This is a genomic window from Maritimibacter sp. 55A14 (assembly GCF_003122205.1).
Lineage (GTDB): Bacteria > Pseudomonadota > Alphaproteobacteria > Rhodobacterales > Rhodobacteraceae > QEYE01.
Genome location: NZ_QEYE01000009.1, coordinates 1 through 19,756 on the forward strand (window position 1 = coordinate 1; position 19,756 = coordinate 19,756).

20 protein-coding genes and 1 pseudogene are annotated in these 19,756 nt (G+C 66.5%); 8 read left to right on the forward strand and 13 right to left on the reverse strand.

Features of this window, described 5'->3' with window-relative positions; genetic code table 11:
* The 5 genes and pseudogenes from DDZ14_RS09065 to DDZ14_RS09085 all read left to right on the forward strand — a co-directional run.
* A pseudogene (locus tag DDZ14_RS09065) lies at nucleotides 1-170 on the forward strand (S-(hydroxymethyl)glutathione dehydrogenase); the annotation flags it as partial.
* 210 nt (nucleotides 171-380) lie between these two features.
* Entirely contained in the window at nucleotides 381-2,183 is a 1,803-nt protein-coding gene (gene xoxF5 / locus DDZ14_RS09070; RefSeq protein ID WP_109424652.1) for a lanthanide-dependent methanol dehydrogenase XoxF5, read from the forward strand.
* A gap of 74 nt (nucleotides 2,184-2,257) precedes the next feature.
* A complete protein-coding gene (locus DDZ14_RS09075) occupies nucleotides 2,258-2,797 on the forward strand; it encodes a c-type cytochrome, methanol metabolism-related (RefSeq protein ID WP_109424653.1) in 540 nt (179 codons plus the stop codon).
* The gene (locus DDZ14_RS09080; RefSeq protein ID WP_199221323.1) at nucleotides 2,781-3,632 is read left to right on the forward strand and encodes a substrate-binding domain-containing protein; all 852 of its coding nucleotides are present in this window, start codon (nucleotides 2,781-2,783) and stop codon (nucleotides 3,630-3,632) included. The genes DDZ14_RS09075 and DDZ14_RS09080 overlap by 17 nt, the downstream gene beginning before the upstream one ends.
* Entirely contained in the window at nucleotides 3,629-4,177 is a 549-nt protein-coding gene (locus tag DDZ14_RS09085) for a PQQ-dependent catabolism-associated CXXCW motif protein (RefSeq protein WP_109424654.1), read from the forward strand. Before DDZ14_RS09080 ends, DDZ14_RS09085 begins: the two co-directional genes overlap by 4 nt.
* Before the next feature lie 137 nt (nucleotides 4,178-4,314).
* On the opposite strand, the gene DDZ14_RS09090 is transcribed toward DDZ14_RS09085, so the two are convergent.
* Nucleotides 4,315-4,824, reverse strand: a complete 510-nt coding sequence (locus DDZ14_RS09090; RefSeq protein WP_109424791.1) for a DUF3280 domain-containing protein — start codon at nucleotides 4,822-4,824, stop codon at nucleotides 4,315-4,317.
* A gap of 68 nt (nucleotides 4,825-4,892) precedes the next feature.
* Between DDZ14_RS09090 and DDZ14_RS09095 the strand changes: the two genes are divergently transcribed.
* Genes DDZ14_RS09095 through DDZ14_RS09105 form a run of 3 tightly spaced genes read left to right on the forward strand, consistent with a single transcriptional unit; the run spans nucleotide 4,893 to nucleotide 7,221 of the window.
* Nucleotides 4,893-5,870 carry an ABC transporter substrate-binding protein gene (locus DDZ14_RS09095; RefSeq protein ID WP_109424655.1) on the forward strand — a complete coding sequence of 326 codons (978 nt, stop codon included), beginning with the start codon at nucleotides 4,893-4,895 and terminating at the stop codon, nucleotides 5,868-5,870.
* Between the two features lie 8 nt (nucleotides 5,871-5,878).
* Entirely contained in the window at nucleotides 5,879-6,631 is a 753-nt protein-coding gene (locus DDZ14_RS09100) for an ABC transporter permease (RefSeq protein ID WP_109424656.1), read from the forward strand.
* Nucleotides 6,628-7,221 carry an ABC transporter ATP-binding protein gene (locus tag DDZ14_RS09105; protein WP_109424657.1) on the forward strand — a complete coding sequence of 198 codons (594 nt, stop codon included), beginning with the start codon at nucleotides 6,628-6,630 and terminating at the stop codon, nucleotides 7,219-7,221. Before DDZ14_RS09100 ends, DDZ14_RS09105 begins: the two co-directional genes overlap by 4 nt.
* On the opposite strand, the gene DDZ14_RS09110 is transcribed toward DDZ14_RS09105, so the two are convergent.
* The 12 genes from DDZ14_RS09110 to ectA all read right to left on the reverse strand — a co-directional run bounded on the left by DDZ14_RS09110 (nucleotide 7,211) and on the right by ectA (nucleotide 19,558).
* Nucleotides 7,211-9,415, reverse strand: a complete 2,205-nt coding sequence (locus DDZ14_RS09110) for a PAS-domain containing protein (RefSeq protein WP_109424658.1) — start codon at nucleotides 9,413-9,415, stop codon at nucleotides 7,211-7,213. The two genes, DDZ14_RS09105 and DDZ14_RS09110, sit on opposite strands and share 11 nt — an antisense overlap.
* On the reverse strand, nucleotides 9,412-10,578 hold the full coding sequence (locus DDZ14_RS09115; RefSeq protein WP_109424659.1) for an FIST N-terminal domain-containing protein: 1,167 nt from the start codon (nucleotides 10,576-10,578) through the stop codon (nucleotides 9,412-9,414). The genes DDZ14_RS09110 and DDZ14_RS09115 overlap by 4 nt, the downstream gene beginning before the upstream one ends.
* A 44-nt stretch (nucleotides 10,579-10,622) precedes the next feature.
* Nucleotides 10,623-11,345, reverse strand: a complete 723-nt coding sequence (locus DDZ14_RS09120) for a response regulator transcription factor (RefSeq protein ID WP_109424660.1) — start codon at nucleotides 11,343-11,345, stop codon at nucleotides 10,623-10,625.
* A gap of 61 nt (nucleotides 11,346-11,406) precedes the next feature.
* The gene (locus tag DDZ14_RS09125) at nucleotides 11,407-12,198 is read right to left on the reverse strand and encodes an ABC transporter permease (RefSeq protein WP_109424661.1); all 792 of its coding nucleotides are present in this window, start codon (nucleotides 12,196-12,198) and stop codon (nucleotides 11,407-11,409) included.
* Nucleotides 12,195-12,914, reverse strand: coding sequence for an ABC transporter ATP-binding protein (locus tag DDZ14_RS09130; protein ID WP_109424662.1), 720 nt, complete (start codon nucleotides 12,912-12,914; stop codon nucleotides 12,195-12,197). The genes DDZ14_RS09125 and DDZ14_RS09130 overlap by 4 nt, the downstream gene beginning before the upstream one ends.
* Before the next feature lie 48 nt (nucleotides 12,915-12,962).
* The gene (locus DDZ14_RS09135; protein WP_109424663.1) at nucleotides 12,963-13,403 is read right to left on the reverse strand and encodes a hypothetical protein; all 441 of its coding nucleotides are present in this window, start codon (nucleotides 13,401-13,403) and stop codon (nucleotides 12,963-12,965) included.
* A gap of 37 nt (nucleotides 13,404-13,440) precedes the next feature.
* Nucleotides 13,441-14,406, reverse strand: a complete 966-nt coding sequence (locus tag DDZ14_RS09140; RefSeq protein ID WP_109424664.1) for a YVTN family beta-propeller repeat protein — start codon at nucleotides 14,404-14,406, stop codon at nucleotides 13,441-13,443.
* Between the two features lie 2 nt (nucleotides 14,407-14,408).
* Nucleotides 14,409-15,599, reverse strand: coding sequence for an ABC transporter substrate-binding protein (locus DDZ14_RS09145; RefSeq protein WP_109424665.1), 1,191 nt, complete (start codon nucleotides 15,597-15,599; stop codon nucleotides 14,409-14,411).
* Between the two features lie 269 nt (nucleotides 15,600-15,868).
* Nucleotides 15,869-17,305 (reverse strand): aspartate kinase, encoded by a 1,437-nt coding sequence (locus DDZ14_RS09150; protein ID WP_255417498.1) that lies wholly within the window; start codon nucleotides 17,303-17,305, stop codon nucleotides 15,869-15,871.
* 41 nt (nucleotides 17,306-17,346) lie between these two features.
* Complete coding sequence (locus DDZ14_RS09155) at nucleotides 17,347-17,733, reverse strand: ectoine synthase (RefSeq protein ID WP_109424667.1); 387 nt, start codon at nucleotides 17,731-17,733, stop codon at nucleotides 17,347-17,349.
* A 3-nt stretch (nucleotides 17,734-17,736) separates the two neighbouring features.
* Nucleotides 17,737-19,026 carry a diaminobutyrate--2-oxoglutarate transaminase gene (gene ectB / locus DDZ14_RS09160; RefSeq protein WP_109424668.1) on the reverse strand — a complete coding sequence of 430 codons (1,290 nt, stop codon included), beginning with the start codon at nucleotides 19,024-19,026 and terminating at the stop codon, nucleotides 17,737-17,739.
* A gap of 46 nt (nucleotides 19,027-19,072) precedes the next feature.
* The gene (gene ectA, locus DDZ14_RS09165) at nucleotides 19,073-19,558 is read right to left on the reverse strand and encodes a diaminobutyrate acetyltransferase (protein WP_109424792.1); all 486 of its coding nucleotides are present in this window, start codon (nucleotides 19,556-19,558) and stop codon (nucleotides 19,073-19,075) included.
* Nucleotides 19,559-19,756: the final 198 nt, after the last annotated feature.

The window sequence follows — 19,756 nt, forward strand, 5'->3', positions numbered from 1 at the left end:
TTGGCGGCGCGCGCGGGCGCACCGATGTGCCGAAGATCGTCGACTGGTACATGCAGGGCAAGATCGAGATCGACCCGATGATCACCCACACCCTGACCCTCGACGAGATCAACAAGGGCTTCGAGCTCATGCACGAGGGCAAATCCATCCGCGCCGTCGTCGTCTACTGACAATCACGCGCGCGTGCCGGGCGAGCCCGGCCAGGTCATCAGGAGGAGGTTGCGAGACAGAAGATGAATTGGGCCAGCCCGCTGCCCGAGCCGAAGTGGCGCGGCGGACCCCGCTGGCCCCCCGCCGGACTGCATGACTGTCCCCGGATAAGGGGTACGCGCGCAGACCGGCGGCAAGGCAACAAGGCTCTTAAATCCAGGGAGGAAGACATGAGAAATTCACTGCTACTTTCCGCCGCGTTTCTGATCGGCGGATCCGGTGCGGGCTTCGCGAACGAGGCGCTTCAGGGTCTGATCGACGACCCGGCGCAATGGGCGATCCAGACCGGCGACTACAAGAACCAGCGCTATTCCGAGCTGAACCAGATAAACAAGGACAACGTGGGCGATCTCCAGGTGGCCTGGACCTTCTCGACCGGGGTTCTGCGCGGCCACGAGGGCGCGCCGCTGGTGATCGGCGACATCATGTATGTCCACACGCCGTTCCCCAATATCGTCTACGCGCTCGACCTGTCGCAGGACGGCAAGATCCTCTGGAAATACGAGCCCAAGCAGGACCCGGACGTTATCCCGGTGATGTGCTGCGACACGGTCTATCGTGGCGTGGCCTATGCCAATGACACCATCTTCCTGCACCAGGCCGACACCACGGTGGTCGCGCTCGACGCCAAGACGGGCGAAGTGAAGTGGTCCGCCGTCAATGGCGAGCCCGCGAAGGGCGAGACCAACACCGCGACGGTCCTGCCGGTCAAGGACAAGGTCATCGTCGGTATCTCGGGCGGCGAGTTCGGCGTGCGCGGCCATGTGACCGCCTACAACATGGAAACCGGCGAGCAGGAATGGCGCGCCTATTCGATGGGCCCGGACAGCGACACGCTGATGGACCCGGAGAACACCACCCATCTGGGCGAGCCGGTCGGCGTGGATTCCGGCACCGCCACCTGGGAAGGCGACCAGTGGAAGATCGGCGGCGGCACCACCTGGGGCTGGTATTCCTACGATCCCGAGCTGGACCTGATCTATTACGGCACCGGGAACCCCTCGACCTGGAACCCCGCGCAGCGGCCCGGCGACAACCGTTGGTCGATGACCATCATGGCGCGCGACCCCGATGACGGCATGGCCAAGTGGCTCTACCAGATGACGCCCCATGACGAATGGGACTATGACGGCGTCAACGAGATGATCCTGACCGAGCAGGAAGTCGATGGCGAGACGCGCAAGCTTCTGACCCATCCCGACCGCAACGGCCTTGCTTACACGCTGGACCGCGAGACAGGCGAGCTTCTGGTGGCCGCGAAATACGACCCGGCGGTGAACTGGACCACCGGCGTCGATATGGACCCCAGCTCCGACACCTACGGGCGTCCGGCGGTGGTGGCCGAGTATTCGACCGAACAGAACGGCGAGGACGTGAACTCGACCGGCATCTGCCCGGCGGCGCTCGGCACCAAGGACCAGCAGCCTTCGGCCTACAGCCCGAAGACGGGGCTCTTCTACATCCCCACCAACCATGTCTGCATGGACTATGAGCCGTTCCGCGTCAGCTACACCGCGGGCCAGCCCTATGTCGGCGCGACCCTCTCGATGTACCCGGCGCCCGGCAGCCACGGCGGCATGGGCAACTTCGTCGCCTGGGACAACATCAACGGCGAGATCAAGTGGTCCATCCCGGAGCAGTTCTCGGTCTGGTCGGGAGCTCTGGCGACTGCGGGCGACGTGGTCTTCTACGGCACGCTGGAGGGATACCTGAAGGCGATCGACTCGGAGACCGGCGACGAGCTTTACAGCTTCAAGACGCCCTCGGGGATCATCGGCAACGTCATGACCTACGAGCATGACGGCAAGCAGTATGTCGGTATCCTGTCGGGCATCGGCGGCTGGGCCGGCATCGGCCTGGCGGCGGGTCTGACCGATCCGACTGCGGGTCTTGGCGCCGTGGGCGGCTATGCCGCGCTGAGCGACTACACCGCGCTGGGCGGGCAGTTGACCGTCTTCGCCCTGCCGGACTGATCCGGAACCGACCTGACGCGAACCGGCGCGGCGCGACCCTGCCCGCGCCGGTTCATCGCCTTCACAGGGAGCCCATGATGACCAAATGCACAATTCTGTCGGCCGGCCTGACCTGCGCGCTGACAGTCCTGGCCCAGACCGCCACCGCCGAAGAGAAGAAGGACTGGTCCAGCGATCCCAACGTGGCCGTGGCCTATGAGGAAGGCGGGCGTTACTACACCGAAGACGACGTGCCGACCTATTTCATCAATGACGAGGGCAAGGTGGACTGGCTGACCTATTCGGGGTTCCGCCGCTACCATTCCGAGTGCCATGTCTGCCACGGGCCGGACGGCGAGGGGTCAAGCTATGCGCCGGCGCTGAAGAAATCGGCCCTGAACATGGATTACTACGATTTCGTCGCGGTGGTGGTGAACGGACGCGAGAATGTGGGCGCCTCCCAGCAATCCGTGATGCCCTCCTTCGGCACCAACCCCAACGTGATGTGCTATCTCGACGACATCTACGTTTATCTGAAGGCGCGCGGGACCGGCGCGGTGGATCGCGGGCGTCCGGCCAAGAAGGTCGGCAAATCAGATGCGATCCAGGAGGCGGAAGATGCCTGCATGGGCTGAACGCCCCTTGCGGCTGGCGCCCGTGCTTGCGTTGGCGCTGGCCATTCTCGCCCCCGGTCCCGGTGCGGCGCAGATGTCCGAGCTTGTCTCGACCACCGCCTTCCGGGTCTGTGCCGATCCCGCCAACGATCCGATGTCGATGGAGGATGGCAGCGGATTCGAGAACGAGATCGCCGATCTGATGGCCGGGGCGCTTGACCGTCCGGTTGAATACACCTGGTTTCCGATGGCCACGGGTTTCGTGCGCAAGACCCTCCAGGCCAACGAATGCGACGTGATCATCGGTTTCGCCCAGGGTCACGAACTGGTTCAGAATACCAACCATTACATGACGTCGGCCTTCGTGCTGATCGCGCGGGAAGACGGCCCGCTCGCGGATGTCGACACGCTCTCGGACGAGAGGCTGGCGGATGCGCGGATCGGCATCGTCGCGGGCACCCCGCCGGCGACGCATATGGCACGCAACGGGCTGGTGGCCATGTCGCGGCCCTATCCGCTTTTCGTGGACCGCCGCTACCAGTCCCCCGCCGACGATATGCTGGCCGATCTGGAGGCCGGCGAGATCGACGCGGCGATCATGTGGGGGCCGATCGGCGGGCCGCTGGTGAAGCGCGACCATCCGGGCCTGACCGTGACGCCGCTGATCCACGAGACGCTGCCGCCCAAGCTCTTCTACCGCATCACGATGGGCGTGCGCCGGGGCGAGGATGTCTGGAAACGGGAACTCAATTCGCTGATCCGCCGCAACCAGGCCGGGATCGACGCCATCCTGGCCCGCGCCGGGGTTCCGATCCTGACCGACATGGGAACCGAATTGAAGACGGTGGCCAAATGAAGCGACTGCGCAAGGGGCTGGCGCTGATTGCCCTGCTTCTCGCGACACCCGCCGCGGCGGGCAATGTGGCCGAGCCCGAAGGCTTCCGCGGGCCGCCCTACCGCGCGCCGGTGCCTGCGACGCTCTCCGGCGCGACGGTCGTCACCGCGCAGCAGGCACACGCGCTATGGCAGGAGGGTACGGTTGCCTTCATCGACGTGCTGCCGCGCCCGCCGCGCCCCGGGAACCTGCCCGAGGACACGATCTGGCGGCCCAAGCCGCGCCATTCCATCCCCGGCGCGACCTGGCTGCCCAATGTCGGTTATGAGGTGATCGCCGCCGAAACGGATGCCTATTTCCGCGCCGGGCTCGCGGCCGCAACGGGCGGGGATCGGGCGCATCCGGTGCTCTTCTTCTGCCTGGCGGAGTGCTGGATGTCCTGGAACGCGGGCAAGCGCGCGCTGGGCTACGGCTACAGCAGCGTCTACTGGTACCCGGAAGGGACGGATGGATGGATGGCGGAAGGGCTTCCGACGGAACTGGCGGACCCTGCCGGGTTCGAGTGATGCCGCGCGCAGCGGTTCCCGGCTCAGCAGGCAGGCAGGACCGTGCGGATATCATTCCACGCAGTGCCACCCGCCGCGGACATGGCGGGGCCGAAGGTGAGCGCGAGCAGAAGAAGGCGGCGCGCGATCATGGGCAGTCATTCCGCAAAGAAATGGGTCTTGAAGATATAGCGCATGCCACGCGTCCAGGACTCGTCGGTGTTGGATCGGATATCGACCGCAAGCGCGCGCACCGCATGGCCGTCCGCTACGTCCCGCATCACGAGGTTCATCGACAGGATCAGGTTCGAGACCTTCTGGACCTCGCCCACCAGAACGTAGTCGGCGCCCAGCCTTTCGGCCATCCGAAGCTCGCAGCCATAGCAGTCGGCGGGGTTCTTGATCCGGTCCATCTCCTCGGCCACCGGCGCGAGGTCGAGCAGGTTGAAACCTTCCTCGGTGAAACGCGCCTCGACCAGCCGCTCCAGCATCCGCAGGCGCGCGGCTTCGTCCTCGCGCGGGTCGAAATAAGCGCCCTCGGTGGAGGTGTCGATGAAGGTGAGCCCAAGGAACGCCACGTCCGCGCCCGCGCGCAGCGGTTCCAGTTCGCGGGCCGCAGCCGGTGCGCCAAGCAGGCAGGCCAGCAGAAGACAGAGAACATGACGCATCATGCGCAGCAGTCTAGGCTTGGGCACGCCGCCCACCTAGTGGGACTTTCGGCGCAGGAGCGAGAATTATGAGGCAGATCGCGAGAGCGGCCACTCTGGTGCTGGCCTTGCTGGGTGTGGCCTGGCTCGCGCACGCAGCGGACTTGCCAGTGCTTCGTGTCGCGGTGCTCGAGAACGGCACGGTCAACTGGGAGTTGGAGACGATCCGCCGAAACGGGCTCGACCGCGCGAACGGCTTCCGGCTGGAGGTGCAGGGCATGGCCGACAACGGCGGCACCCGTGTGGCCTTCGCGGGCGATGCGGCTGATGTGGTCGTAGCCGACTGGATCTGGGTGGCGCGGCAGCGCGCGGCGGGCAAGGACTATGTCGCGATTCCCTATTCCACCGCTGTTGGCGGGCTGGTCGTGCCGGCGGGAAGCCCGGTGCGCGACCTGACCGACCTGCGCGGCGGCAAGATAGGCATCGCGGGCGGGCCGCTCGACAAGAGCTGGCTGATCCTGCGTGCCTATGCCCGGCGGGTGCATGGCATGGACCTTCGGGCCGAAACCGAACAGGTCTTCGGCGCTCCGCCGCTCATCTACAAGACCGCGTTGCGCGGCGAGACCGACGGGGCGATCAACTTCTGGCACTTTCTGGCCCGGATGGAAGCCGCCGGAATGCGCGAGGTGATCTCGGTCCGGGAGGCGGCGACGGCGCTGGGCCTCGACCCCGACACGCCGCTGCTGGTCTATGTGCTGAAGGGCGCCGACGCCGAAGCCCGGCCGGAGGTCGCGCGCGGCCTCTACCGCGCCTCGCGCGCAGCGAAGGAGTTGCTGAGGCGGGACGACGCGGCCTGGCAGGCGATCCGGCCGCTGATGCCGGCGGAGTCCGAGGCCGAGGCGGCGGCGCTGCGCGCGGGCTTCCTGGCAGGCATACCGCCCGCGGGGCCGGTCGACCGCGACGCGGCGGCGCGGCTCTTCGCACTGCTTGCCGACCTGGGCGGCGCGGACCTGACCGGGCAGGCGCAGACACCGCCCGGCGGGCTTTTCCTGCCGGTGCCGGATTGAGCGCGGCCATGCGCGGCAGGGCGGCGCTGACCCGGATATTGTCGTTGCTCATGCTGGTGGCGCTCTGGGCGCTGGCGGCGCGGCTGACGGCGGATGCGACGGTGTTGCCCGCGCCCGGCGCGCTGATCGCCCCCGCATGGGCCGAGATCGCGTCGGGCGAGTTGCCCTATCACCTGGGGCGGACTTTCATCCGCGTGTTTTGGGCCTTCGCCCTGGCGATGAGCCTGGGTGCGGTGCTGGGATTCGCGATGGGGCGTTTTCCCGCAATGGACCGCTGGCTCGATGCCTGGCTGGTGGTGTTTCTGAACCTGCCCGCACTGGTGCTTATCGTGCTGTGCTATCTATGGATCGGGCTGAACGAGACCGCCGCCATCGTCGCGGTGACGCTCAACAAGGTGCCCAATGTCGTGGCCGTGGTGCGCGAGGGCGCGCGCGCGCTCGACCCGGAACTGGACGCGATGGCGCGGGTCTTCCGCATGTCCCCCGCGACGCGCCTGCGCCATGTGCTGGTCCCGCAGCTTGCGCCCTATCTGTCGGCGGCGGGGCGCTCGGGCCTGGCGATCATCTGGAAGATCGTTCTGGTGGTGGAGTTCCTGGGCCGCTCCAACGGGATCGGCTTCAAGATCCACCTCTTCTTCCAACAATTCGACGTGGGGATGGTGCTGATCTATGCGCTCTCGTTCATCGCGGTGATGCTGGCGGTGGAGACGTTCGCGCTGCAACCCTGGGAGCGGCGCGCCCGGCGCTGGCGCGCCCCATGATCCGGGTCGATATCCGTGCCAGGAGTTTCGGCTCGACGCCGGTGCTGGGCGCCATCCGGCTGACGCTCGGCGCGGGCGAACGTGTCGCGGTGCTGGGGCCGTCAGGGGCGGGCAAGACCACGCTCCTGCGCATCGTCGCGGGCATCGACACGGAATTCGACGGCTCGGTCACGCAGCCGGAGCGCACGGCGATGGTGTTTCAGGATCCCACGCTGTTGCCTTGGCGCAGCGTACTCGAAAATGTGGCGCTCCCCAATGCCGGGCTGCCGCGCGCGGCGGCACAGGCGATGTTGGCGCGGGTCGGGCTGGAGGGTAAGGCGGCGCTTTTCCCCGGCCAGTTGTCGCTGGGTCAGCAGCGCCGCACGGCGCTGGCGCGCGCCTTTGCCGGGACGCCGGATTTCCTGATCATGGACGAGCCTTTCGTGTCGCTCGATCCCGCCAAGGCGGAGGAGATCATCGCGCTGACCGAGGCGATGCTGGACGAGCACCGCCCGGCGCTGCTCTTCGTCACGCATTCTCGGGCGGAGGCGCGCCGGCTGGCCCACCGTGTCCTGACGCTGGACGGCGTGCCGGCCGTGCTCAGCGGTTGAGCCCGCCCAGGAAGGCTTCGAGCCTGGCCTGGTTGAGGGGTTTTTCCAGCACTTCCAGCCCCGCTTCGCGGCAGTGCGCGCGGACCGCGGCGCTAAGATGCCCGGTGATGATGCGCGCCGGCCGCTCGCCATAGCGCGCCGTGATTTGCGCGATCAGATCGGGGCCGGTCACGCCGTCGTCAAGCTCGTAATCCATCAGGATCGCGTCTGGCGGAATGTCCAGATCGCCCAGTTGCGCGAATGCGTCTGCCGGCCCCGCCGCGTCGAGCACATCCGCGCCCCAGCCGCGCAGCAGCAGCGTCATGGCCTGGCGCAGCTCCGGGTCGTTTTCCACCAGCAGGACGATCAGCCCGTCGAGCGCGGGCGGCCCCGGATCGGGTGCGGGCGCCTCGCCACGCGGCAGGCCGTTGGTGCCGCGCGCAAGCGGCACGTTGACCGTGAAGGCCGCGCCGCAGCCCAGATCGGACCGCAATTCCAGCGGATGGCCCAGTAGCGCGCAGGCCCGGTCCACGATCGCCAGACCCAGGCCCATCCCCTCGCTGGCGCTGACATGCGCGTCCAGGCGGTGGAACTCCTTGAAGATGCTGTCCTGGTCGGCGAGCGCGATGCCCGGCCCGGTATCGCGGACCTCCAGCCGCAAAGTGTTGCCCCGCCGCCGCGCGCCGACCAGAACCCGGCCCGCGGGCGTGTAGCGGATCGCGTTGGCGATGAGGTTTTGCAGGATCCGGCGGATATAGCTCGCATCGGTTTCCACCAGGCAGGTGGAGCGCACGAAGCGCAGCTCCAGCCCCTTGAGCGCCGCATGGGGCGCGAACTCGTCGCGGAGCTGATCGAGAACCCGGTCGATCGGAACGGCGGTCACGTCGACCTCCACCTTGCCCGATTCCAGCCGCGAGATGTCGAGCAGGGCGTCGATGATCTCCTCCACGCTGGTCAGGGCGCTCTGCGCCTTGGACATGACCCCGCGCTGCTCGTCATCGCGCAGCTCGTCGAAGATCGAGGCCATGTATAGCCGCGCGGCCGAGAGCGGCTGGCGCAGGTCATGGCTGGCGGCGGCCACGAAGCGCGATTTGGAGGCATTGGCGCGCTCGGCATCGGTCAGCGCGTCCTCCAGTTCCAGCGTGCGTTCCAGCACGCGCTGCTCCAGCCGCTCGTTGGCATGGGCGAGCGCGCGCGCGGCCTCGCGTTCGGCGGTCACGTCGGAGAAGCTGATGACGAAGCCGCGGTCCGGCATTTCGCGGGCGAAGACGTCGAGCGTGGTGGTGGTGCCGCAGCGCATCTCGAAGCGCAGCGGGGCGGGGCGTTCTTCCGCCCGGACCCAGGCCGCGACATCGTCGGGCGCGAGCCCCCCGAGGATCTCGAACTCGCTGCTGATGCGCCGCAGGATCAGATCGAACTCGATGCCGATGCGGAACCGGCTGAGCGGGATCGACAGCATCGTGCCGGCGTTCTGGTTCCAGCCCACCAGCCGCCGCTTGCGGTCGAAGATGCAAACCCCCTGGTCGATATGTTCGAGCGTGGCCCGGATCAGCCGCGCCTGATCGTCGAGCATCTTGCCGCGCTCGCGCCGCTCCAGCCGGATGATGTCGGTGATGTCGGTCTGCAGGATCACGGTCTGCCCGTCGCGGGTGCGGTGTTCGCTGACCTGCACCCAGCGGTCGCCGGTCAGGCGCAGGTTGAACATCACGTGGTTTTCCTGGTGGCGCTGCATCCGGCGCGCCGCCCAGTCGGCGCGGCTCTGGCCATCCGGCAGTTCCAGTGCGTGGCTCTGGCTGGCGATGTCGACATATTCGGCGAAGCCCAGGCCGGGCCGCAGATGGGCCACCAGATCGGGCATGTACATCCCGAACCGGCTGTTGTGGAGCACCAGCACGCCGTCGGCGTTGAAGAGCGCGAAACCCTCCTGGATCGCCTCGATGGCATTGGCCAGGTCCGAACGCGCCATTTCGGCCTCGCGGATGGCCTCGGCCAGTTGGGCGTTGGATTCGTTGAGCAGGTCAAGCGCGCGCTCCAGCTCGCGCGTGCGGTCGGTGATCTGGTCCTCCAGCATCACCGCGCGTTCGAAATGGGCGTAGGCTGCACCGCCGTCGTCGGTGTCCTGCTCCACCCGGCGCATCAGCACCTCGGCGATCTTCATCAGCTTGGCGTTCTGCCGGTCCAGCGGGTCGGACGGATTTATGAGCGTCTGCATCATGGCTCACCCCCGTCCGGGCGGTAGATCGCCACGCCGGTCATGGTCTGGTTCACATGCAGCCCGTTGATCTGCTCGCCATAGGTCGAAAACCCCAGCACGCCGTGCGCGGCGAGGATGCGCGAAACCTGCCGGCCGATCTGTTTCTGGTTGACCTCGGTGCGCCGCAGGATGCAGTCGCAGGCCAGGATCGCAAGCGGTGGCTGATCCACCGAGAGCTGGCCAAGCTCGGCTTCCAGATGGGCCGTCATGTCCTCGGATTCCGCGAGCGTCAGGACCAGCCCCTCGTCGATGGCCGAGAAAAAGCGGAGATCGCCGTTCTCCTCCACCTTCTGGATGGCGCGGACATGGTGCTGGCCGCCGATGCGCACCACCACCGGATTGGCCGCGAAGGTCGAGGCCGCCAACCCCTCGGGCGGCTTGCCCAGGATGCGGGCGTATTCCTGCGCGGCGACCTCGGCGTTGATGCGGCGCACGACGCGACGCGCCGGGTCGGCCTCGGTCACGACCATGCGCCGCTCTGTCGGGTGGAAATGGTCCAGCCGGAAGACCCGCACCGGGCAGTCGGTGCGCAGCATGCAGACCACGGCGGCATTGCGCAGCACCGCACCGTCGCAGGCGATGAGCGTTTCCGCATAGCGCTCCCCATCCGCCGCGGAGCCGCCGAAGAGCGGCATCGGCCCGAGGCCGGCGGCCAGCGCGGCGACAAGCTCGTCCTCCTTCATCGACAGCCCGTCCACGGCCAGGAAGGCGAACTCGTTGGGCCAGTCGGAAGCTTCGCCGGCCAGCCGGGCGCGGGCGCGCACGGACTGCGAGACGAAGGTGTGCGGGGTAAAGTCGCGCAGGTTCTCGATCACCTGCACGATGGCGTGGAAATGATCCGCGGCAAAGCCGATGGCGACGATCTCGCCGCTGGTGTAGCCGTCCTCGCCGATCTCGCCCGCGGTGGTGCAGCCCACGCAATGCGCGCCGGGAAAGCGCTGCGCGGCCTCGACCATCAGCGGTTCGAAATCGGCCTCGGGCGTGACGAAGAAGAGCACCAGCGACAGGGCCGTATCGCCCATCTCCGCGCGGATCGCGGCGATGGGGTCCGGCGCGTCGTGGCGCACCTGCGCGCGGCGCAGGATGGCGCCTGCGTCAGCGGACGGGCTGGCGATGCCTTCCATGTCTCCTCCCTCGGGCGCGGCGGCGCGCGGAAAGGGTAGTCCGCCTATTCGGAGTCGCGCAAGACGTTCGAGAAGCTGGCCATCTGCGAGATCAGCACCGCCTGGGTCCGGGTCTGCACGCCCAGCTTGCGCATGATCGCGGTGACATGGGTCTTGACCGTGGTTTCGGCGATCGACAGCTCATAGGCGATCTGCTTGTTGAGCCGGCCCTCGCAGATCAGTTGCAGGATCCGCGCCTGCTGGCGGGTCAGAAGCGCCAGGCGCTGCATCGCCTCGTCGCGGTCGTTGACCGGTGCGCCCTGCGTTGCGGTCAGCACGATACCTTCGGGGACGAAGACGCCGCCGTTTCCGATCACCTCCAGCGCGGCGCGGAAGACCTGGCGCTGGCTGTGCTTGGGCACATAGCCCGAGGCGCCCGCCTGGATCGCGGAACAGACGATCCGGCTCTCCGACATCGAGGAGACGACCACGATCGGGGCATCGCCGACCGCCGTCTTGAGCCGGATCAGCCCGTCAAGCCCGGTGACATCCGGCAGGTTCAGGTCGAGCACGATGATTTCCGGCTGCGCGCCCGCCTCGAGCTGTTCCAGCGCGTCCTCCAGGCATTCGGCGCTATCGACCTGCGCGATGCCTGCGACCGACTTCAGCGTCATCGAAAGCGCGTCGCAGAACAGCGGATGATCGTCCACGATCAGGGCCGAGCGGAAGGCGCGCGGCGTCTGGGATTTGGCGTCTTGCGACATGGGTCGGGCCGCTCTCTCGGTCATGTCCGGCAGCCTAGCAAAGCGCCGGTTCGCGCGATACTGCCACATTGGTCTGACCCGCGCCTCATCCCTTGCGGCGCACCAGGCCGCGGCCGGGATCGTAGCCCCGGATCGCCAGGCCCAGAAAGACGCAGGCCGCCAGCAGCGTCCAGACCAGCGCCATGCCGTTGAACTGTCCGTAAAGCGCGAAGCGGATCAGCTCGACCGCGTGGGTGAACGGATTCGCGGCGCAGATGTCGCGCAGCAGTTCAGAGCTTTCTGCCATGCGCCAGAGCGGGTAGAGCGCGGTCGACAGGAAGAACATCGGGAAGATCACGAAATTCATCACGCCCGCGAAATTCTCCAGCTGCCGGATGAAGGAGGAGAGCGCGACCCCCAGCGCCCCCAGCATCAGCCCCGCGACCAGCAGCGCCGGCAGCACGAGGATGTACCCCGCGGGCGGCATGGCGATGCCCAGCGCCGCCGCGATGGCCAGGAAGACGTAGCATTGCAGGATCGAGATCACCGTGCCGGCCAGGATCTTGCACAGCAGCAGCCACCAGCGCGGGAGAGGGCTTGTCAGCAGCAGCCGCATCGAGCCCATCTCGCGGTCGTAAACGAGGCTGAGCGAGGATTGCATCCCGTTGAAGAGCAGGATCATCCCGCAAAGCCCGGGCACGATATATGTCTCGTAGGTGATGTAGGTCTGGTAGGGCGCGATGATCGACAGGCCGAGCGCGGCGCGGAACCCCGCCGCGAAGACCAGCAGCCAGACCAGCGGGCGCACCAGCGCCGCGATGAAACGCTCGCGCTGTTGGGCGAAGCGCAGCGCCTCGCGGGTGACGATCGCGGTCAGCGCGATGAGGAGCGGCTTCATTCCGGGCCTCCCGTGATCTCCAGGAAGCGGTCGGTCAGGCCCGCCTCGCCCGCGATCTGCCGGGCGATGCCGTCGGCGCGCACCCGGCCCCGATGCAGGATCACCAGGCGGTCGTCGGGGCGGACCTCGTCGGTCAGATGCGTGGCCCAGAGCGCGGTCAGCCCGTCCTCGGTGCAGAGGTCATGGACATGGCCGGTGATCGCACGGCGGGCCTCGGCGTCGAGCCCCACCGTGGGCTCGTCGAGCAGCAGCACGGCGGGCCGGTGGATCAGGGCGCGCGCGATCTCGGTCCGGCGGCGGTGCCCGCCATTGAGGTCGCGGGCGCGTTCGTCGGCGCGCGCGGCCATGCCCAGGCGCTCCAGCGCGGCCTCGATCCGTGCCTCCGCCTCGCGCCCCGCCAGCCCGTGCAGGGCCGCGAAATAGCGCAGGTTGCGGCGCACGCTCAGCCCGAGGTCCAGCGTCGGCTGCTGGAAGACCACGCCGATGCGGGCCAGCGCCTTGCGCGGGCTGCGCGCGATATCGTGCCCGGCGATCTCGATGCGCCCCTCGGCGGTGGTGAAAAGCCGGGTGAGCAGCGCGAAGAGCGTCGATTTTCCCGCACCGTTCGGTCCCAGGAGCGCGCAGAACGCGCCTTCGGCCACGTCGAAGGACACGCCGTCCAGCGCTCGTTTGGCACCGTAGGAAAATCCCAGCCCCTCGACCTTCAGCCCGCTCATGTTGCCTCTCATGCCTCTCGAGTTCCAAGCATAGGCGGGAGCGCGGGATTACTGAATCGTTAATTCCAGGCGCTGGCTTTCACCGGTCGTTCCGGGAATGAGAACGAAATAGCGCCCCGGCTTGATGGCGATGAAGGACAGTTCGGCGGTGCCGGCGTCGTCGAATTCCAGGCTGTCGATGGCCATCGGCCGCACCTCGATGTCGTTGATCACGATCTCGTCCATCCAGATGGCGCGGAAAAATTCCGGCCCGGTCAGCGCGAGTTCGGCCGATCCGTCGGCGGTGATCTGCATTTTGTAATAGGCGCCCGATTGCAGCGCGATCGGCCCCTCGCCCAGCGGTTTGCCGGAGGCGAGCGTCACCTCGATCTCGGGCCCGCGGTTACATTTGGCCAGAAGCCCCGCAAAGCCCAGATCGTCGCAGAGCGGCGCCGCACCCGCCGGTGCAGCCAGCGCGGCCAGCGCCACGGCCATCACGAATTTCCGCATTCTTCCGTCTCCCTTGTCCTCTTGAAACGATCCCGGCTCAATCCGGCGTCACCACGACGCCCCAGGGCTGCTGCCCGACCTGAACCGACTTGACGACCTTCCCGGCCGCCACGTCGATGATCGAGATGTCGTTGGAATTGCCGTTGGTGGTATAGAGGTATTCCTCCGCCGCATCGAAGGCGAGTTGCCAGACGCGCTGGCCGACCAGCAGATATTCCTCCACCTCGAATGTCTCGCCATTGACAAGCGCGACCCGGTTCGAGGGGCCCAGCGCCACGAAGACCTTCTTGCCGTCGGAGGTGATGCGCACGCCCACGGGTTGCAGCAGTTCCGGCGCGATGCCGGGCACCTCGAAGGTGATCTTGTGCAGGATGTCGCCCGTGGCGGGGTCGATCACGCTGACCGTGCCGCCGATTTCCGCGCTGACAAAGAGCAGGCTGCCATCGGCGGTGTACTGTGCGAAACGTGGGCGCTGATCAACCAGCGTGTTCTGTACGATCTCGTAGCTTCCGGTGTCGATGAAATGCGCCATGTTCGTCGTCTCGGACGTGTTGACGACGTATTTCCCGTCCGGCGAGATGGCCATGCCCTCGGGCTCCACCCCCACGGGGATCTCCGCCAGGATGGTGTGGGTCTCGACATCCGTCACCGTGACCAGGTTGTCATCCTCGTTGGCGATATAAAGCGGGTTGCCCGAGGGGTGCAGCACGAAAAGCTCCGGGTCGGGGCCGGAGGGCAGCGTGTGCAACTGCTCGTAGGTTTCCGTGTCGAAGACGCGCACCAGGTCATCGTCGGAGGCGCAGACATAGAGCTTGCTGCCATCCGGGCTGACGGTGATCCCGCGCGGCCGGTTGCCGCCGGGAAACTCGGCCAGAACCTCCCAGGTTTCGCTGTCCACCACGGTGATGGTGTTGCCGCGTTCGTTGCTGACGAAGACCTTTCCCGCGAAAGCGGGCGTGGCCATGAGCGCGGCGACGGCGGTCGCGATGGCAAGTCGGCGCATGTTCAGTTCTCCCTCGTGGCAAAGGCTGTGCAGCGGCTTTCCGGCCGATCGAGCCCCATCGTGTCCAGAAGCGACACCTGGTGCAGGAACCCCTCCTGCGGGGAGACGCTGACCATGATGCGCCCGTCCACCAGCAGGATCGGCTGGCGCAATTGCCCGTTCCAGTCGCGGAACGTGACTTTCTGGCCCTTGAAGGCGGCCAACTCGAACTTGTCGCTTAAAGCATAGGCGCGCACTGCGTCCGCGGTGGCGTCGCCGGTGCGCGTGACCGCCTCGCCCAGCACCCGCAGTGCCAGCCAGGCATTGTAGTCCTCGGGGCGCATGTAGCGGCCCGTCAAAGCTTCGAAGCGGCGCTGAATCTGGGTGGCGCCCCAGGCTTCGAGCGCGGGATGCCAGGTCGCCGGGCGCAGACCGGCGGAGCCTGTGACCGGCGCGGGCGACCAGGTGTGGAAGGGCAGGTAGATTGCGAAGACGTCGGTCTCGTCGGCTGCCACGATCACGTCGTGATCCTCCAGCCCCTGGGTGAAGAGCGGCAGTTGCCGCTGCACCTGCACATGGCCGGTATCCGTGCGCCGCGCGCCACCGGTATCCTCGAACTCCTTCTCGTCGGTGATCCGCGCCCCGAACTTGGTGGCGGAGGTGCGGTAGCTTTCGGCCAGTGCCCGGTCCGCGGGATGGGAGCCGTGGATCAGCGCCCAGTCGCGCCATTTCTTCCAGACCAGGAACTGCGCCAGCGCGTCGGTCAGCATCCGGCGCGAGGGCGCGACATGCAATAGATTGGCCCGGCAAGCGTCGTCGCGCAGGTCGGTATCCGGCGCGCCGATATTGAAGATGAGCGTATCAGGCCCGGCGGCGTCGGCCAGTTGCAGCAGCGTGTCGCGCCGTGCGTCCACGGCGATGAAGCGGATGCCGGCGGCTTCCAGTTCTGCGAGCGCGCCCAGCGCCTCCTCCGGTGCGGTTGCGCGGGTTTCCAGCGCATAGGTCTGGCCCATGAACCGGCCGGTGGTCTGGTTATCCTCGGTGGCCAGAACGGCGCCGGCAAAGCCCAGGTCCTCCGGCGGCAGGTCGAGCCGTGAGACCGGCAGCAGCGCTGGGTAATCGACGCGCAGAACCGCGGCGGTCACGTCCTGGGCGTGCAGCGGCTGTGCGAGCGCGCAAAGGCTGACGCAGACGGTCAGCAGCCGGCCTATCATGGGCGGTCTCCGGCGGCGGTCCCCGCGCGCAAAGCGATGGCATCGGCGGCGGCGCACCCGGTCGTCGTCATGTCATCCTCCCGTCCACGGCGCGGAATTTCGGCTGATTCCGCGCCGGTACCGGGAAAGTCTAGCATAATGGTCGGGACTGTCGCCCCCCGGCGGTTGCGCGCCCCGCGCAATGATTGCCTTGCGCAGGGGGAATGTACGAAAAACACCGGCAAACCAGTGGCTTGCCGGTGTCTCATACCTTGGTCGGAGGACCTGATTCAGGCCGCCTTGCAGGCGATCCGAGCGGGCGGCGATGCGACCAGCGCGTCGTGAAGTGCGGCGATTGCCGTCTCCAGGTCGTCGCGTGCGACCACGACCTGCACATCCACGTTGCGCGGGGTCTGATGGACGGCGATCACCTCGACATCGGCCTCCTCCAGCGCCGCCAGGCTGCGGGTCAGGACCTTGAGCCCGTTCAGGTCGCGCCCGATGGCCGAGGCCACGGAAAGCGACTGCACGGTGATCTCGGCGGACGGATAGAGGCCGGCCAGATCGCGTTCCACCCGGCGGATCGTCTTGAGCGAGGCGTCGAGGTAATGCGTGATCGTGTTCGCATTCGACGTCTTGGAGACGATGCGCACATTGTGTCGGCGCAGGGCTTCCAGGATGGCGGTGTCGTAGCCTTTCACACCGACCATGTCCTGTTCGAACACCTCCAACGCCACGACGTTGAGGCCGGTCACGATCTCCACCCCCGGCGCGTCGGCTGGCTGGTCGTCGATCAGCGTGCCCGGATCGTCTGGCTCGAAAGCGTTGGTTATTCGCAGCGGCACATCGGCCTGGCGCAGCGTCTTGGCGGCCTTGGGATGGATAGCCTCCATGCCCATGTTCGACAACTGGTCGGCCACGTCGTAATTGGTCCGGCCCAGCTTGCGCACCTTGCCCTCACCCACGAGCTTGGGGTCGGCCGACGACAGGTGAAACTCCTTGTGGATGATCGCCTCGCGTGCGCCGGTCAGGGCTGCGATCTGGCTGAAGGTCACTTCCGAATAGCCGCGGTCGAACTCGCGCATCAGCCCGTCCCTGCACTGGGCATAGCCGGTGACGATGGGCATTTCCGTGGCGATGTCGCAATCCTTCAGCCCGTCGCGGATTCGTTCCTCCAGCGTATATTCGCCCTCGTCGCGCCAGCCGCTGAGGTCGATGAACCGCGCATTCACGCCCGCGCGGGTCAGAAGCAGCGTCGTGACGAAGGCCGAATGCGCCTCGCCCAGCCCCGACAGAAGCTCGCGTATCACGGCCATGTGGCTCGACAGCCGGAACTGCCCGTAGGAGCAGAGCCTTTGCAGATCGATCAGGCAGCTTCGCGCACCCTCGATGCGTTCACGCACGAAATCGTCGGCCATGCTGACATCGCGGGGATTGTCCAGCACCGCGCCGTGGGCGGCTTCCATCGCTTCGGCCACGCGGTTGAGCGCGTCGAGCCAGCCGTGGTTGTTGTCGTCATTGGCGAAGAGGGCATAGACGCCCGGCGCGCCGGATTTCTTGTGCTCCAGAAGCAGGTCGGTGATGCCCCCGAAAGCCGAGACGACGAAGACCCGGCCATAGAGATCAGCCCCGCTGCGCCCGCCCGTGAAGAGCGTGTCCAGAAGTTCCTTCAGGCGCGACATGGAGGTGCCGCCGATCTTCTCGACGGTATGAATTGAAAAGGTCACTGGTCTTTCGCCCGGCCTGTTTTGCGCCGGACCCTCTGATTTCATGCGTCTTCCAGGGCGTATGAGCCATCTTCGCGATGCACTTCCCGGCCTGTGACGGGCGGGTTGAACACGCAGGCCATGACAAGTTCCTCGTCGGCGCGCAGCGTGTGCCTGTCGTGCTCGTTGAGCGCGTAGATCACCCCCGGCCTGATCTCATGCGTTTCGCCGGTGGCGAGATCGGTGATCGAGCCCTTGCCCTGCATGCAATAGACGCTCTCGAAATGGTTCTTGTAGTGGAACGTGTGTTCCGACCCGGCCTCCAGGAAGGTGATGTGGAAGGAAAACCCCATCCCGTCATCGGCCAGCAGCATCCGCACGGAGGTCCAGTTGGCGTCCGATACGGTGCGGTCGGTGTTGCTCAGATCATGGAAATCACGAATGATCATGGGTCACTCCGCTGCGATCTTGCCGGTCCGGGTGGCCTCCGCGGTGGCCTCCAGAAGGATCTCGAAACCCTTGCGGAAGGTCTCCATCGGGGTGGTGAGTGGTGCCAGCACCTTCACGACCTGATCCTCCGAACCGGAGGTCTCGATCACCAGGCCCTTCTCGAAGGCGCGCGCGCAGATCTCGCCGGCCAGCTCGCCCGAGCCGACATCCACGCCCTGCATCAGGCCGCGCCCCTTGAGGAACGCGCCGGGGATCATGTCCGCCACTTGCTGCAAGGCGGTGGTCAGCGCCACGGACTTCACCGCGAGGCTTTTCTGGAATTCGTAGTCAGCCCAGAATTTCTCGATCGCCACGCGCGCGGTGACGAAGGCGTGCGTGTTGCCGCGGAAGGTGCCGTTATGCTCGGCGGGACCGAATATGTCGTATTCGGGCTTCACCAGCATCAGGGCCAGCGGCAGGCCGAAGCCCGAGACCGATTTCGCCATGGTCACGATGTCAGGCTGCACGTCCATCTCCTCGAACGAGAAGAAGGTGCCGGTGCGCCCGCAGCCGGCCTGGATGTCGTCGACGATCAGCAGCGCGCCATGCTTGCGGGCCAGCGCGGCCACGCGGCGCACCCAGCCGGGGCTGGCGGCGTTGAGCCCGCCCTCGCCCTGCACCGTCTCCAGCATGATGGCCGCAGGTGCGTCCACGCCGCTGGAGCGGTCGTCGAGCATCGTTTCCAGCAGATCGGCGGTGTCGAAACCGTCGCCCATGTAGCCGTCGAAGGGCATCCGGGTGACGCCGTTCAGCGTCATGCCCGCGCCCCCGCGATGGTAGGAGTTGCCGGTCGCGGCCAGCGCACCCATCGTCACGCCGTGAAAGCCGTTGGTGAACGCGATGATGTTGGTGCGGCCGGTGACCTTGCGCGCAAGCTTCATTGCCGCCTCGACGGCGTTGGCGCCGGTCGGGCCGGTGAACATCACCCGGTGATCCATGCCGCGCGGGCCGAGGACATGCTTCTCGAAGGCGGTCAGGAACCCCGCCTTGGTGTCGGTATGCAGGTCGAGCCCATGCGCGATTCCGTCGGAGGCGATGTGATCCACCAACGCCTGTTTCATGTCCGGGTCGTTATGGCCGTAATTGAGCGACGAACACCCGGCCAGGAAGTCGATATAGCTGCGGCCGCTTGCGTCCGTCATCTCGGACCCGGAGGCGGAGGTGAAGACCGTGTCGAAGCCCCGGCAGTAGCTGCGGGCCTCGGATTCGCGGCGGGTGAAGATGGAAAACTCGGCTGATCGGTCAGTCGACATGAGATACCTCGGTTATCGGAAAAGGACAGGGGACGGGCGGCCCGGATCAGGCGGCTTTCTTCATCCCCTCGGCCACCAGGTCGATGGTGACCATGTGTTCGGTCGCGGCCTTGCCGTCGAAATGCTCTTCGCGGGTGAAGTGCGGCTCGTGCTCCATGTCGCCGTCGACACGGTCGCAGAAGCGCGAGAAGAGCGCCCAACTCGCCTCGTTGGAGCGGGTGATCGTGGTCTGAAGCGTGGTCACGCCGGCGCAAACGTCGCGCTCGAAAAGCTCGGTCAACATCCTGGAACCGACACCCATGCCGCGCGCCGCTTCGGACACGGCTACCTGCCAGACAAAGACGGTGTCCGGCTCGCTCGGCTTGATGTAGGCCGAAATCCAGCCGACGATTTCGCCGTCAAGTTCGGCGATCACGCAAGTCTCCGCAAAATCGGAACACTGGATCAGGTTGCAATACATCGAATTCTCATCGAGCGGCTTGCAGGCCCGGATGAGGTCCCAGATTGCCGCGCCGTCGGTGTCGACGGGCATCCGGAAGGTCAGTTTGCTGGGGGTGAGCGTCGTCGCTGTCTCTGCCACGGGTTTTCGCCTCTGCTGTTACTTTGAAAGACTAAATAACCTATCCGCGGATTCGTTTCAAGTAACGAAGGAGACTATGGCAAGACTGTGCCGATATGCCGCTAATAGCGCGTTATGTTGATTTAAATTCAGAAATTATGTTAATTAGGA